Here is a 12,866-nt window from a genome sequence, read left to right as displayed (position 1 = left end):
GGTCGCGGCCCACCGCGGTCCTAGGGTGGACCCATGGCCGCCCCCGACGAGCCGCGTGACGACGCGGAGTCCCCCGAGACCGTCCCCTCCGATGCCCCCGCCGCGGTGAAGGCGGATGCCGCTGCGGCCGAAGGTTCGAGCGACGACTTCCACGCCGCGCGACTCGGCGGCGACGTCGACGACCACGCTCATAAGGACGCTCCCGACCCGAAGGACGCCGCGGAGCCCGACGACGTCATCCACCAGCCCGAGGATGTTCCGCCGGACACCTCGGACGAGAGCTCCGGCGAGGCCCAGCGCGTCTCGGCGGACGGCGACGAGGCACCCATCGACGCCGAGCCCACCGCGAAGAAGCGCGCCGCGCTGATCTACAACCCCACCAAGGTCGAGCCTGAGCAGCTGCGTGCGCGCGTGGCCGAGATGGCCGCCGCGGCGGGCTGGGCCGAGCCTCTGTTCTACGAGACGACCGTCGACGACCTCGGCGACGACTCGACGCGCGCCGCCCTCGAAGAGAAAGTGGATGCCGTTGTCGTAGCCGGCGGCGACGGCACGGTTCGCGCGGTGGCCGAGGCGCTGACCTCCTCGGGCGTCCCCCTCACAATCGTGCCGAGCGGCACCGGGAACCTTCTCGCCCGCAACCTGAACCTTCCGCTGAACGACACCGACGCGATGATCCGCGCCACCTTCGAAGGCGACGTCCTCCCCATCGACACCGGACTCGCCCGCATCCGCCGGGCCGACGGCGAGATCGAGGAGCACGGGTTCTCGGTCATGGCCGGCATCGGCCTGGACGCCGCGATGATCCAGAACACGCGCGACGACCTGAAGAAGCAGGTCGGCTGGGTCGCGTACGTCGACGGAGCGGCGCGGTCGCTCGTCTCGGCGAAGCCCTTCCGCGTCATGTACCAGCTCAACGGACACCGCCTGCACTCGGCGAAGGTGCAGAGCGTGCTGTTCGCGAACTGCGGCGCCCTGCAGGGCGGCGTGGCGCTGATCCCCGACGCCTCCGTCGCCGACGGCCGACTCGACGTGGCCGTCCTCCAGCCGAGCGGCGTGCTGGGCTGGTTGGGTGTCTGGCGGAGCATCGTGTGGGACAACTCCGTCCTGCGCAAGTTCCGCGCGGGGCGCCGCGTGCTCGAACGCCGCAAGGACACCTCGGTGCGCTACCTGCGCGGCACGGGCATCGAGTTGGCGACGTCCCCCGCACAGCCGATCGAACTGGACGGCGACGAGTTCGGCGAGGCGACACGCATCTACACGCGCATCATCGCGGGAGGTCTCTCCGTGGCGCTGCCGAAGGGGCACGACGTCTCGACGCTCTGACGCGCGCGCCGCGCGCGGCCCCTCGTCGAGAACGCACCCGTTCGTCGAGGACGCACGCGTTCGGCGACCGGCGGATGCGGTCTCGACAGACGTGTGCGGTCTCGTCGGGCGCGGGCGGGCCGAGGCGGGCGGCGGCGGCGGCGGCGGCGGCGGGCGAGTGTCAAGCCCGGACGCACGGATGCCGTGGCGGATAGCGTCGAACAATGGCAACGCCCTCGATCGTCTGGTTCCGCGACGACCTCCGGCTCACCGACAACCCGGCGCTACGTGCGGCCCTCGACCGCGAGGAACCGATCGTGGCGCTCTACGTGTTCGACGAGGAGTCCGACGGGGTCCGAGAGATCGGCGGGGCCGCCCGCTGGTGGCTGCACGGGTCGCTGACCTCGCTCGGTGAGCGCCTGGCGGAACGCGGCTCCCAGCTCGTGCTGCGCCGCGGCCGCGCGGCGGAGGTGGTCCCCGCCGTCGTCGACGAGGTGGGCGCCGGCGCGGTGTTCTGGAACCGCCGCTACGGCGGCGTCGAGCGCGAGATCGACGCGGGCATCAAAGAAGCCCTGCGCGACGGCGGGGTCACCGTCGCGTCATTCGCCGCGAACCTCCTCTACGAGCCCTGGACGGTGCGCACGCAGGCCGACAAGCCCTACGGCGTCTACACGCCCTTCGCCCGCGCCGTGCAGAAGCTGCCGGCCCCGCGCCCGCCGATGGCCGAGGCGCGCAAGGTCCCCGGCTTCGACGGGCGCGTCGACGGGGACGACCTCGGCGACTGGTCGCTGCTGCCGACCACGCCCGACTGGGCCGGCGGCCTGCGCGAGACGTGGGAACCGGGCGAACCCGCGGCGAAGGCGCGACTGAAGGAGTTCCTCGAAGACGACCTCGGCGGGTACTCGCAGTACAGAGACGAATTCGCGGGCGGGGCGACGTCGAACCTCTCACCGCGACTGCGCTGGGGCGAGCTGAGCCCGTACCAGGTGTGGCACGACACCGTTCAGCACCGTGGATCGGGCGAACACGCGAAGAGCGCGACCGGATTCCTCTCGGAGCTCGTGTGGCGGGAATTCGCCTGGCACGTGACCTTCTACGCCCCCGACATCGCGACCAAAAACTGGCGTCGCGAGTACGACGCCTTCCCGTGGCCCCCGCTCGATCGGTCGCACCTCGAGGCCTGGCAGCAGGGTCGCACCGGGGTCGCCGTCGTCGACGCGGGCATGCGCCAGCTGTGGAGAACCGGGGTCATGCACAACCGCGTGCGCATGGTCACGGCGTCGTTCCTCATCAAGAACCTGCTGATCGACTGGCGTGAGGGCGAGCAGTGGTTCTGGGATTGCCTGGTCGACGCGGATGCCGCGAGCAACCCGTTCAACTGGCAGTGGGTCGCGGGGTCCGGCGCCGACGCCGCACCGTACTTCCGCGTGTTCAATCCCGACACGCAGCGCAAGAAGTTCGACAAGCACGACCAGTACGTGCGCGAGTGGGCGCCGGAGTATCTCGGTGAGAATCCGCCGGAGCCCATGGTCGACCTCGGCGAGACCCGGCGTCGCGCGCTCGACGCCTACGCCGAGACCCGGCACGGGCACTGACGCGGGCGGGCCGGCCGTCCCCGGGCGTCGGCACCGTCGCGATGCGCCGGGTGTCGGCATCCGGGCACGCGAAAGGGGCGCCACCTCTCGGTGACGCCCCTTCGAAAGCGATCGTCAGTTGACGCGGGTGTCGTCGACCTGCTCCTCGTCGTCTTCGCCCGGGATGAAGACGTCGACCACGGTCACGTTGATCTCGGCGACCTTCATGCCGACGAGCTCCGTGATGGCCTGCGAGACGGCGGCACGCACGTTCGACGCGACGCGCTGGAGCTGCTCGGGGTAGTCCACCTGGATCGAGATGTCGGCGGCGACCTCGGTCTCGCCCACCTCGACGCTCACGCCCTGCGCGTGGTCCTTGGCACCGACGGCCTGGCGGATGTTGCCGATGACGCGAGCCGCGCCACCGCCGAGGGCGTGGACGCCCGGAACCTCGGCCGCGGCGATACCGGCGACCTTGGCGACGACGGCGTCGACGATGACCGTGGAGCCGCCGTCCTTCTTGGCAGTGGTGGGGGTGGCGGTGGTGATGGTGTCAGCCATGAGCGCTTCCTTCCGTCGTCTCCGGGACCGTCTGTCCCGCGATGTCATAGAGGAGACGCAGCGGGCGACCGATTCGTCACGACTTTCTTCCTGAGAGAAAGCTGAGCACCGCTCACACGTCGAAGAAGCCGCCGAACGGGTCTTCGGAATCACCGGTGTCGCGGGGGTCGTACTGCACGGTCTCGACGGCGAACAGAACGCGCGTATGGGCCGTGCAGAGCACGCTCATCCGGCGGTTGCCCACCACGACGAAGCTCTCGAATCGCCCTCCGCTGTGGACGGCGCTCTCGATGCGTTGCTGCAGATCCGCCAGATCCTGCCCCTGTGCGAGGGAGAAGGTCGCGTCGTCGACGACGATCTGAGCGCGCACCATCGTGTGCGCGTCGGTGTCCTGCACGTCATCCGTCTGCGGGCCGTCGAGCGGCGTCCCCGCGGAGTGCGATTCGCTCATAGCGGGACGCTACGCACGATGAACGGGATCACGGACGGGGGTTGCGGCTCTTCTCGAGACGGAATAGCGGGCGGCCCACGGAGGTTGTCGTCGAGGTGACCGACGCGATCCCCTCCCTCTCTGTTCTCGACCTCGTGCCCGTGCGGCACGGGCAGACCAGCGCGCAGGCGGTGAGCGCCGCCCTCGACCTCGTCGAGCGCGCCGACCGCCTCGGATACACCCGCTACTGGTTCGCCGAACACCACAACATGCCCGCCGTGGCCTCGACCACTCCCCCCGTGCTGATCGCCGCCGCCGCGGCGCGCACGTCGCGCATCCGCGTGGGCTCGGGGGGCGTCATGCTGCCGAACCACTCCCCCCTCATCGTCGCCGAGCAGTTCGCCGCCCTGGAGGCCCTCGCCCCGGGACGCATCGACCTGGGCATCGGGCGCGCGCCCGGCAGCGACCCCGTCATCACGCAGTTGCTGAACCGGTCGGGCACGACGAGCGACGTCTCGCGCTTTCCCGACCACGTGACCGACATCATCGCGCTCACCTCCCCCGAGGGCGCCACCGTGCGGTTCACCTCGGGCACCGAGTACCAGGTGAAGGCGACACCCGCGGCATCCGGGATGCCGCAGGTGTGGCTGCTGGGCTCCAGCGACTACTCCGCGCAGCTCGCCGCCAGCTTCGGCCTGCCCTACGTGTTCGCGAACCACTTCTCGGGCGAAGGGCTCGAGCACGCGCTGCGGTTGTACCGCGACCAGTTCCGACCCAACGACTCGGGCGAAGGCCCGCGCACGTTCGTCACCGCCAACGTCGTCGCCGCCCCCACCCCCGAAGAGGCCGAGGAGCGCGCGCTGCCGCAGCTGCGCATGATGGCGCGACTGCGCACCAACCGTCCGCTCGTGCCGCTCGAGACCGTGGAGCAGGCCCAGGCCGATCCCTTCGACGCGATGGCGGAGTCGATCATGGCGTCCACCCGGCAGAAGTGGTTCGTCGGCACCGGCCCCGAGGTACAGGAGCAGCTCGCGGCCTTCGCCGCGCAGTACGGCGTCGACGAGATCATGGTCTCGCCCGTCGCCGGCGCCTACGACAGCGAGGCGCTCGACTCGGTCGAGGGTCGCGCGCAGACCCTGGAGCTGATCGCCGAGAAGGCGGCCGTCGCGGCCTGACCCGGGGCGGGCTGCCGCGCGGCGATGCGTCGCGGCGGGGCGGCAGCGATCTCGGCGGGTGGCGCACCGCGGGCGTCAGGCCTCGGGCTCGCCGCTCAGCAGGCCGCGCAGCCAGTCGCGCGCCTCGACGAACACGTCGTCGCTGTAGCGCTGCGGGTACCGCACGATGGCGCGGTCGGCGCGCGCGTACGAGCCGAGGAAGATGACCTTCGGGCTGAAGCGGCGAAGGCCCAGCAGCGCGTCGGCCATGCGCTCGTCGAGCACGTGCCCGTCGGCGTCGATGACGAAGCGATAGCGGCCGAGGGCGTCGCCGATGGGACGGGATGCCAACAGGCTCAGGTTGATGCCCCGGGTGGCGAACTGCTCGAGCAGCTCGAGCAGGGCGCCGGGGTGGTCTTCGGGGAGCTCGACGATGAGTGACGTCTTGTCGGCGCCCGTCGGCGGAGCCGGGGCGACGGTGCGACTGACGAGCACGAAGCGGGTCACCGCGTTGGGGTTGTCGCCGATGTTCTCGGCCAGCACCGCGAGATCGTGGTGGGCGACGATGCCGGGGGCGGCGATCGCCGTGTCGGCGCCGCTCGTGCCGTCGAGCACGCCGAGGGCGCTGGCGACGTTGCTCTCGGCGGGCAGGTGCGCGTGGGCGGGGACGTTGTCGCTGAGCCAGCCGAGGCACTGCCCGTACGCGACGGGGTGCGCGGCGATGAGCGAGACGTCGGCGAGGGTCGCGCCCGGGCGGCCCACGAGCACGAAGTTCACCGGCACGAGGTATTCGCCGACGATGCGCAGGCCCGGCACGGTGGCCAGGGCGTCCTGCGCGGTGGACACGCCCCCGTCGACGGAGTTCTCGATGGCGATCATCGCGGCATCCGAGCGTCCCTCGACGACGTCGGCGAGCGCCTCGCCGACATTACGCACCGGCCGCCAGATCTGGTCGCGCGCCTCGGGCACCTGGGCGAGGGCTGCTTCGGTGAAGGTTCCCGCGGGACCCAGGTAGCTGTAGGTGCGTCGGGCCGGATCGGGAGTGCTCACGGGGACTCAGCCTAGATGCTCGACTCTCCGACGGGCAGTCGAGGCCCTCGAGCGTCGCAGAACCCCCGATACCGGTGGTCGAACCCGCCGCTCGCGCCGCGCGAATGCGCCAGAGTCGCCCGTACGGCGTCCATCCCGCGCGGCTGGCGCCCGTCCGGTGCGACCCGACGCACCGGATGCCAGGGAGAGAGACACCCGTCATGCGCCACACCTCCACCGACCCCCGCGTCCCCCGGCGGCAGGGCGGCACCGACCGCGATCGTCGTCCGCAGCCGGTGCTCCATCCGCGGCCCTCGCCCGCTCGGATCGCCCGTGCCCGCCTGGCGCTGGTCGCCTGCATCGTGCTGTGGGTGCTCTACCTGGCCACGGTCGTGGTCGCGCTGTCACGCGGCGGCGCGCTCGTCGACGCCGAGCAGCTGGTGACGACGACGGTGTTCCTCGTCTCGGTGACGTTCCTGACGCTGTCGGCGTGCATGTACCTCCTCGCCCGCTCGGGTGCCCTTCCGCGCCTGGCCGCCCACCGTCGGGTGCGGCGCATCGACCTCGACGAGCACTTCTGCGGACGCGAACCGCGGTTGACGGCCCTCCTGCCGTCGCGGTCCGAGGATCCGGCGCTGGTGCGCATGGGGCTGTGGTCGGTCGCGCTGCAGGAGTTCCCGCGGCTGAACGTCGTGCTCCTGCTCGACGACGACGTCGATCCCGTCGGTGAGGCGGCGCGACTCGATCTCGAGGGGTGCCGCGCCCTCACCGACGAGCTGACGAGCGCGTTGCTGCCGGTCTTCACCCGGGTGGATGCCGCCGCCGCCCGCGCCCGCGAGGGATCTCTCTCGTCGGCCGAGGTGACCGAGCTCGCGATGCGCGAGCACGCCGCCTGCGCCCAGTGGCTGCGCGCGCAGGCCGACGCCGCACCCACCCGCACGCACGTCGAGGTCTTCTTCGCCGAGGAGGTGCTGCGACGACTCGCCGACGACCTCGATGCGACGGCGGCGGCGCTGCGGGAGGCCGCCGACAACGGCACCGCTCCACTCGAGCGCGAACGCGCGCTGCAGGTGCTCGAGCGTCTCGTGCGCGTCTTCCGCGTCGAGGCGAGCACGTTCGAGAGGCGCCGCTACGCCTCGCTCTCGCACGCGGCGAACAAGGCGATGAACCTCAACTCCTACCTCGGACTCATCGGCGGCCGTTACCGCGAGACGGCGATCGCGGGTCAGCTCGTGCTGGAGGATGCCGGCGACGGACCCGCCGATCTCGAGGTCGCCGCGTGCGACTTCGTGCTCACCCTCGACGCCGACTCGATGCTGCTCCCGGGCTACTGCGCGCAGCTCGTGCACCTGCTCGAGCAGCCCGAGAACGCCCGGATCGCCGTCGCGCAGACGCCGTACAGCGCCTACCGGGGTGCGCCGACTCGGCTGGAACGCCTCGCCGGTGCGACCACCGATCTGCAGCACATCGTGCACCAGGGGCTGACCGCCTTCGACGCCACGTTCTGGGTCGGGGCCAACGCGGTGCTGCGGTGGGAGGCGGTGCAGCAACTCCGACGGGTGAGCGTCGACGACGGCATCCCGGTGGTGCGCTTCATCTCGGATCGCACCGCGATCGAGGACACGGAGTCCTCGATCGATCTGGCCGCGCACGGCTGGTCCCTGGTGAACTACCCCGAGCGCTTGAGCTACAGCGCCACCCCGCCCGACTTCGGCACCCTCGTCATCCAGCGCCGTCGGTGGGCCGACGGGGGTCTGCTCATCCTGCCGAGACTCCGCGCCCTCATCCAGCAGCGCCGCCGCGAGGGGCGCCCGCTGACGCTCGCCGAGCGGCTGCTGCGCACCAACTACCTCGGCTCCGTGGCCTGGGTGACGCTGGGCCTGTTCGCCGTGCTGACGCTGTACCCGATGAACGGTCAGCTGGTGACACTGCTGCTGCTGCTCATCGCCGTGCCGTACTTCGCCGAGATGGCATCCGACCTGCACGCGCTCGGCTACCGTCGCCGCGACGTCGTGGCGATCTACGGCCTCAATCTGCTGCTGCTGCCGGTCAATCTGGCCGGCAGCATCGGCTCGGTCGCGCAGGCGCTCAGCGGCCGCAAGGCGCGCTTCGCCCGGACGCCGAAGGTGGCCGCGCGCACCCGCGTCCCGGCGCTGTACCTGATCGCCCCGCTCGTGGTCGCGGCCGCGGCCGCCGCGATCGGGGTGCGCGCGGCGTACGTCGACGCGTGGGGGACGACGGTGTTCGCCGCCTTCACCACCCTGTCGATTGTCTGGGCGCTGCTGCGGCTGGTGGGTGTTCGAAACGCCGTGTCCGATCTGTGGTTCGCCTGGATGGACTGGATCTGGGTCGCCCCTCCCGCACAGACGCCGGCCGCCTCGGTCACTGCCGAGCGCTGGACCGCCGTGCTCGACGACGGTCCCCGTGAGCTGGCGGGGGCCGCCTCGTGAGCCCCGTGATCGCTCGGTCGCGGTCGCGCTTCGCGGGTCGGCGCCTGTCGTTCGCACGGCTCGTGGTCAGCGCGGTCGTCGCGGTGGCCCTCAGCGGCGGTGTCGCGGCCGTGGCCGTGCTGCCGACGCTCCCACCCCCCGTGGACGGCACGCCGACGGCCGACCGGTGGTTCGCCGGCTATTACGACGTGACGCTCGACTCGGGCGATCAGCTCGCGCGGAGCGCGATGTCCGAGGGCCCGGGCGGCGTGGTGCTCGCCTTCGTGGTGGCGGCGGGCGACGACGACTGCACGCCGACATGGGGCAAGGCGTACAGCCTGGACGACGCGGCGGAGCGCTTCCAGCTCGACCGTCGCGTGGAGCGCGTGCGCCGCGAGGGGCGCCCCCTGGCCGTGTCGTTCGGGGGTGCGGCGAACTCCGAGCTCGCCCTGGCGTGCGACTCCGTCTCGGCGCTGGTCGACGCGTACCGCGAGGTGATGGATCGTTACGGGGCCGACGTGATGGATCTCGACATCGAGGGCGACGCCCTCGACGACGCGGCGGCGACCGCGCGACGCAACGCCGCAGTCGCCCAGCTGCAGCAGGAGCGCACCGCAGCCGGGCGCCCGCTCGATGTGTGGCTCACCCTCCCGGTGGCTCCGGACGGTCTCACCGACCGGGGGCTGACGCAGATCACCGAGATGCTGAACGCGGGGGTGACCCTGGCTGGCGTGAACGCCATGACCATGGACTTCAACGCCGACGACCGCAGCGTGTCGACCTCCGACCTGGCCATCGGAGCCCTCCGGCAGACGGCCGCGCAGGTCGCCGACGTCTGGCGCGGCGCGGGGCGGGACCTGCCCCCGGGCGGCGCCTGGGCGCTGCTGGGCGCCACCCCGATGATCGGTCAGAGCGACATCGAGCACGAGGTGTTCACGCTCGACGACGCGCGGGCTCTCGAGGCTTTCACCACCGAGGTGGGCGTCGCCCGCATGTCGCTGTGGTCGCTGAACCGCGACCGCACCTGCGGCAGCAACTACCCCCGCCCGAGAGTCGTGTCGACGTCGTGCAGCGGGGTGGAGCAGGCGGGCGAGAGCTTCGCCGGCATCCTCGGGGCGGATCGCGACGGCACCCCCGCGGGCCGAACGGCTCCGCAGGAGGACTGGCCGATGATCGCCGACGACGCGGACACGAGCCCCTTCCCGGTGTGGTCGTCGCAGTCGTTCTACTCGGCCGGCGTCTTCGTCGTCTGGCACGGCTCGGTGTACGTCGCGAAGTGGTGGAACGAAGACGGGGCGGTCCCCGACGACCCGACCCTGGATGCCGCCGCCTCGGCCTGGACGTATGTCGGCCCCGTCCTGGCCGACGACGTGCCCTTCGCCCTCCCCGAGCTGCCCGCGGGCACCTACCCCGACTGGAACGTCGACGCGCTCTACAACCAGGGCGACCGCGTGCTGTACGACGGCAGCGGGTACGAGGCGCGCTGGTGGTCGCGCGGCCAGCGTCCCGACCGTTCGGTCCTCGACCGCGACTACTCGCCGTGGAAGCTCATCGAGGCGCCCGCGGAGGCGCCGTGAGCGCACCGTCGAACAGCGACACGCGCCCGTCGACGGCGATGCTGGCCTGCATGGCACGGTGGGGCGGGTGAAGCCGGCCCACCACGTCGTGCCGGGCTTCGCCGACGGCCGCCGCCATCCACGCGAGGACCGCGACCAGCGCGTCCTCGTCGATGGACTCCCCGCTGTCGTCGAGAAGCACCACGTCGACCCCGCGTCCGCGCGCCGCTCCCACCGCGGAGCGCAGCGGCTCCCTCGACAGACCACCGGCGCGAAGTTCGTCGCGCAGGCGGCCCTCCCAGGCCGCGTACTCGCGGCGCTGGGCTGCGGAGGCGGGACTCCCCGCACCGATCCGCTCCATCAGCGGCACCACCGTTCGCACGAGCTCGTCGGTGCGCCGACCCAGCTCGGCGCGCGCCGCCCGTGACCAGCTCTCGCTCTCGGCGGCGATCACGGCCTCTCGGTGCAGCGCCGCGATCCGCCGCCGCATCCGCGCCACGACAAGGAGCATGGCGACGGCGACGATCACGATGACCGTGGGGCGGGCCGCCAGCTGCACCGTCTGTCCGACGAGTGCGCCGTCCAGGATGCCGCGCGCGGCGACGACGATCGCGATGAGCACCGCTCCCGCCATCGCGGTTCCCGTGCGTCCACGCAGAGCCAGCACGACGAGGAAGAAGGCCAGGGCGACCACGGGCCAGAGCGGACCGTAAGAGAACGGCGCGGTCGACACCGCGACGACGGTGCCCCCGACGACGAGGGCGGTGATGGCGGCAGCGCGCGGCCACGCCGGCGCCGCACGCCGCGCGCTCCACACCAGCGAGGCCGTGAGCAGCACGACCGCCAGCAGAGCCGCCTGCCGCGGCCACGACTCGGGGGCGGCGAGCGCGGCGGCGACCGCGCAGAGAACCTGCAGCGCGACGAAGCCGGCGGCGAGCAAGGCGACGGCGCGCCCGCGCGGACGGCCGCTCGCGTCGGCATCCATCTCGGGTGCGGGATCGGGCCGGTACCTCAGCACCACCCGGGTGCCCGTCCCGTGGCCCGACTGCACCTCGGCGCCGCCACCGCTCACGCGCGCCATGCGCCCGACGATGCTGTGTCGGATGCCGAGTCGGTCGTCGGCGATGTCGGACACCTCGAAGCCCGCACCCTCATCGGCGACGACCACCTCGATCATCGCGGAGCGCACCGTCAGGGTCACCGAACGGGGAGCTTCCTCTGCGTGCCGGACGGCGTTGGCGAGCGCCTGCCGACACGCCCCCACGATCGCCTCACGCACGGGATCGGACACGTGCAGCGGACTGTCCACGCGCGCGGTGAAGCGCGCATCGTGACGCCGCGCCTCCCGCGCGAGGGCGGCCTCCAGTGGCCAGGAGTCCTCGGATTCCTCGTGCGCCAGACGCGTCACCATGAGCGCCGCACGACGGGCCTGCGCGGCGAGGCGATCGAGGGGGACCGCCACGGTCGAGGCGGCCAGAGCAAGCGTCGCCAACACCTCGTCGTGCACGAGCGCTGCCGTCCGGGTGCGCGCGGCCAGCCGACCGCGCTCCGCCGACTCGCGCTCGCCGGCCTCCCGGCGCGCGGCAGCCGCGGCATCCAGACCGCGTCCGGCCGAGAGCACGAACCCCCCGAGGGCGCAGATCACCGCCGCCGTGAGCACGGCATGGGCGTCGTTGACGACGCCGTCGAGGTCGAACCCGCCGAAACGCAGACGATAGATGACCCCGGCGACCGCCGCCAGCACCACGGTCACCCAGCCCAGCCCCGGGCCTGCGGCGACGAGGGCCGCGGCGACCCCGGCACTGGAGGCGGTGAGCAGCCAGGGCATGCGCTCGACGTGCCCCGCCTCCGCGGCCACCGGGAACAGCGCCACCACGGCCAGGTACGACACCACGGCCGCTCCGGCCCCCACCCGCAGCGCGCGCTCGCGGAGGATGGGAGCCGCGAGCGCGAGCGCGACCGTCAGCGCCGCCGACCACCACCCGAGCGCGTGGTACCAGAGCGGGAGGCCGCCTTGCTCGCCGCTCGCGAGGAAGGCGACGGTCACCACGGCCACCGCCGTCACCAGGAACCCGGAGGCCCCGGCGATCACCCGGCGGGCGGCGAGCGAACCCGCGTGGAGGTCACCCACGGCGGGGGCGGGGGACGTATCCGTCTTCCACCCCACGTTGATACAGCTCGACCTTGGTCGCCGCCGGCCGACCCACCAGCTGATACACGGCGCGGATACGCCGCAGGTGATCGTTGACGGTGTTCTCGGAGATGAACAGCTGAGCGGCCACGTCGCGGGCGGCGAGACCCGAGGCGTAGAGGCCGAGCACCTGACGTTCCCGCTCCGTCAGGGGCGCGGCGTCGAGCAGGGGGTCGGTGTCGAGCGCCGACGCCCACTCGGTGGTGGCGACGTGCTCGCCGCGTGCGGCGGCGACGATCGCGGCGAGCAGAGCCGTCGACGGGGCGGACTTGCGCACGATGCCGCACACATCGCTGCGCGAGGCCGCGCGCACGAGGTAGGGGTCCTCCCCCGAGGTGAGCACGAGCACGTGAGCGCCCCAGCGGCGGATCGCCGCGACGTTCTCGCCCGGCGAGGAGTCGTCGCGAAGGCTCAGGTCGAGTAGAACCAGCTCCACGTCGCACGCGCGTGAGACGAGACGCGAGACGGTCGGTTCGTGGCGGACGAAACGTAGGCCCCCGGCCCCGGCGAGCAGTCCCTGCATCGCGAGGGCGACCAGTTCGTGGTCATCGACGACCGCCACGCGCGAGACGTCCCCTTCACCCATGGCACGAGTATGTCTCACCCGGGCACCGGCGACGCGGCATCCTTTACAAGCGGT

At 72.3% G+C, this 12,866-nt stretch carries 10 protein-coding genes; 5 read left to right on the top strand and 5 right to left on the bottom strand.

The window, feature by feature from the left end; genetic code table 11:
* The first annotated feature begins 33 nt into the window (after window positions 1–33).
* A complete protein-coding gene (locus ASF96_RS15165) occupies window positions 34–1,323 on the top strand; it encodes a diacylglycerol/lipid kinase family protein (protein ID WP_082509743.1) in 1,290 nt (429 codons plus the stop codon).
* A 203-nt stretch (window positions 1,324–1,526) separates the two neighbouring features.
* Window positions 1,527–2,897 (top strand): cryptochrome/photolyase family protein, encoded by a 1,371-nt coding sequence (locus ASF96_RS15160; protein ID WP_055940564.1) that lies wholly within the window; start codon window positions 1,527–1,529, stop codon window positions 2,895–2,897.
* 114 nt (window positions 2,898–3,011) lie between these two features.
* Here the strand turns inward: ASF96_RS15160 and ASF96_RS15155 are convergent, their stop codons facing one another.
* Complete coding sequence (locus ASF96_RS15155) at window positions 3,012–3,437, bottom strand: Asp23/Gls24 family envelope stress response protein (RefSeq protein ID WP_055832939.1); 426 nt, start codon at window positions 3,435–3,437, stop codon at window positions 3,012–3,014.
* 112 nt (window positions 3,438–3,549) lie between these two features.
* Window positions 3,550–3,888: a hypothetical protein gene (locus tag ASF96_RS15150; RefSeq protein WP_235560627.1), complete on the bottom strand. Its 339-nt coding sequence runs from the start codon at window positions 3,886–3,888 to the stop codon at window positions 3,550–3,552.
* Window positions 3,889–3,983: 95 nt separating this feature from the next.
* Here ASF96_RS15150 and ASF96_RS15145 point away from each other — a divergent pair, with 95 nt between their 5' ends.
* On the top strand, window positions 3,984–5,042 hold the full coding sequence (locus tag ASF96_RS15145; protein WP_055940561.1) for an LLM class flavin-dependent oxidoreductase: 1,059 nt from the start codon (window positions 3,984–3,986) through the stop codon (window positions 5,040–5,042).
* 75 nt (window positions 5,043–5,117) lie between these two features.
* Here the strand turns inward: ASF96_RS15145 and pheA are convergent, their stop codons facing one another.
* Window positions 5,118–6,071, bottom strand: coding sequence for a prephenate dehydratase (gene pheA, locus ASF96_RS15140; protein WP_055940558.1), 954 nt, complete (start codon window positions 6,069–6,071; stop codon window positions 5,118–5,120).
* A 200-nt stretch (window positions 6,072–6,271) separates the two neighbouring features.
* Here pheA and ASF96_RS15135 point away from each other — a divergent pair, with 200 nt between their 5' ends.
* Together ASF96_RS15135 and ASF96_RS15130 are read left to right on the top strand one after the other, a co-directional pair.
* Window positions 6,272–8,500 (top strand): glycosyltransferase family 2 protein, encoded by a 2,229-nt coding sequence (locus ASF96_RS15135; protein ID WP_055940555.1) that lies wholly within the window; start codon window positions 6,272–6,274, stop codon window positions 8,498–8,500.
* Window positions 8,497–10,056, top strand: a complete 1,560-nt coding sequence (locus ASF96_RS15130) for a carbohydrate-binding protein (protein WP_055940552.1) — start codon at window positions 8,497–8,499, stop codon at window positions 10,054–10,056. The genes ASF96_RS15135 and ASF96_RS15130 overlap by 4 nt, the downstream gene beginning before the upstream one ends.
* Here ASF96_RS15130 and ASF96_RS15125 read toward each other — a convergent pair.
* Together ASF96_RS15125 and ASF96_RS15120 are read right to left on the bottom strand one after the other, a co-directional pair.
* A complete protein-coding gene (locus tag ASF96_RS15125; protein ID WP_055940549.1) occupies window positions 10,028–12,166 on the bottom strand; it encodes an ATP-binding protein in 2,139 nt (712 codons plus the stop codon). The two genes, ASF96_RS15130 and ASF96_RS15125, sit on opposite strands and share 29 nt — an antisense overlap.
* Entirely contained in the window at window positions 12,159–12,812 is a 654-nt protein-coding gene (locus tag ASF96_RS15120) for a LuxR C-terminal-related transcriptional regulator (RefSeq protein ID WP_055940546.1), read from the bottom strand. The genes ASF96_RS15125 and ASF96_RS15120 overlap by 8 nt, the downstream gene beginning before the upstream one ends.
* Window positions 12,813–12,866: the final 54 nt, after the last annotated feature.

It is taken from the genome of Microbacterium sp. Leaf179, assembly GCF_001423785.1.
Taxonomy (GTDB): Bacteria; Actinomycetota; Actinomycetes; order Actinomycetales; family Microbacteriaceae; genus Microbacterium.
The sequence above is the reverse complement of the archived record's forward strand: the minus strand, read 5'-3'. Positions and strand labels throughout refer to the sequence as shown.

What these genes read in the sequence shown, in the direction of transcription:
- ASF96_RS15165 (WP_082509743.1), top strand. Translation starts at nt 34, where the DNA reads ATGGCCGCCCCCGACGAGCCGCGTGACGACGCGGAGTCCCCCGAGACC.
- ASF96_RS15160 (WP_055940564.1), top strand. Translation starts at nt 1,527, where the DNA reads ATGGCAACGCCCTCGATCGTCTGGTTCCGCGACGACCTCCGGCTCACC.
- ASF96_RS15155 (WP_055832939.1), bottom strand. Translation starts at nt 3,437, where the DNA reads ATGGCTGACACCATCACCACCGCCACCCCCACCACTGCCAAGAAGGAC.
- ASF96_RS15150 (WP_235560627.1), bottom strand. Translation starts at nt 3,888, where the DNA reads ATGAGCGAATCGCACTCCGCGGGGACGCCGCTCGACGGCCCGCAGACG.
- ASF96_RS15135 (WP_055940555.1), top strand. Translation starts at nt 6,272, where the DNA reads ATGCGCCACACCTCCACCGACCCCCGCGTCCCCCGGCGGCAGGGCGGC.
- ASF96_RS15120 (WP_055940546.1), bottom strand. Translation starts at nt 12,812, where the DNA reads ATGGGTGAAGGGGACGTCTCGCGCGTGGCGGTCGTCGATGACCACGAA.